At 65.4% G+C, this 1,192-nt stretch carries 1 protein-coding gene and 1 pseudogene; one reads left to right on the top strand and one right to left on the bottom strand.

Annotation, left to right across the window (positions count from 1 at the left end):
• Positions 1-94: 94 nt before the first annotated feature.
• Positions 95-601, bottom strand: a pseudogene (locus tag KBI5_RS24880) (alpha/beta fold hydrolase); the annotation flags it as partial.
• A gap of 397 nt (positions 602-998) precedes the next feature.
• On the opposite strand from KBI5_RS24880, the gene KBI5_RS24875 reads away from it, so the two are divergent.
• A partial coding sequence (locus KBI5_RS24875; protein ID WP_241883196.1) for a nucleotidyltransferase domain-containing protein occupies positions 999-1,192 on the top strand: 194 nt, incomplete at its 3' end.

Here is a 1,192-nt window from a genome sequence, read left to right as displayed (position 1 = left end):
CGATCAGAAGTCATCCCTCGACCGAGATCACGACAGGGACGGAACACAGGCTAGTTCACAAAGAATCTTGTCCTAAAAATCTTGACAAGTTCCGGGCGTCGCGGAACGCTTCCCAGGCGGCTGGCAGCAGGCGCCCGACGCCGCGGTAGAGCCAGTCGATTTCTTCGGGCCGGGTCATGGTGACTCCGACGATGATGATCTCGGAGACCCGTTCAGGGTAGCGCTCGGCGTAGGCGAGTATCAGCGTCGAGCCCCATGAGCTGCCGTAAAAGAGCCACCGGTCGATGCCGAGATGTTCGCGGAGCCTCTCCATGTCGGCGATCAGGTGCCGGGTGGTGTTGTGTTCCAGGCTGACGGTCGCGTCGCTGGCGTGCGGTCGGCTCTGGCCGCAGCCACGCTGGTCGAACAGGATGATCCGGTAGACGTCCGGATCAAACATCCTGCGGCTGCCGCGGCGCCCGCCGCTGCCGGGACCTCCGTGCACCCACAACGCCGGCTTGCCGTCTGGGTTGCCGCTGGTTTCCCAATAGATCTGGTTGTCCTCGCCTACATCGAGGAAGCCGTGCGCGTATGGCTCGATAGGCCGGTACGGCTGCCCCATCTGATGCTCCCTCCGATGCATCGCGCTCGCCGGCCAACTCCGCCAGGTACGCGTCGGCCTCGGCCTCCAGCGCGTCGGCCAGCATCCGTCGCGCGCTCTCGCACACGATCTTCGATCGGCGAGGGTGCCGCCGAGTCACCGTCTTCCGCAACCGGCTGCGACTACCGTCAGCACGGGCATACCCTTCCCGACTGACGCGGCAACGTCGGCCTGTTTGAGGACCTGAACCGCGATCACCGGAAGGGTACACGCTCCCGGCTGACCCACAGACCTCAACCATCGCTCTCGTCGCCTGGCGCGATACCGTACGAATCGGGCAGACCCCGCTTCCGGTCGAGGCCGTGGGTCCACTCGGTGCGGCGTAGGGTCGGGCACAATGTCCCCGGAGGAGGTGGGCATGCATCCGTTGATCGAGGCTAGGCGGGCGGAGATCCAGGGACTCTGCCGTCGGCTCGGCATCCGCCGCCTCGACCTCTTCGGCTCCGCGACCAGCGATGCGTTTGACCTCGACAGCAGCGACGTCGACGTCCTCGTCGAGTTCGACGCCGGCCGCGACGGATTCGACTACTACGGCACCTACTTCGCCCTCAA

The sequence above is a fragment of the Frankia sp. KB5 genome (genome assembly GCF_002099325.1).
GTDB classification, from domain to species: domain Bacteria; phylum Actinomycetota; class Actinomycetes; order Frankiales; family Frankiaceae; genus Frankia; species Frankia casuarinae.
This window is presented reverse-complemented; position numbering and strand designations above follow the sequence as displayed.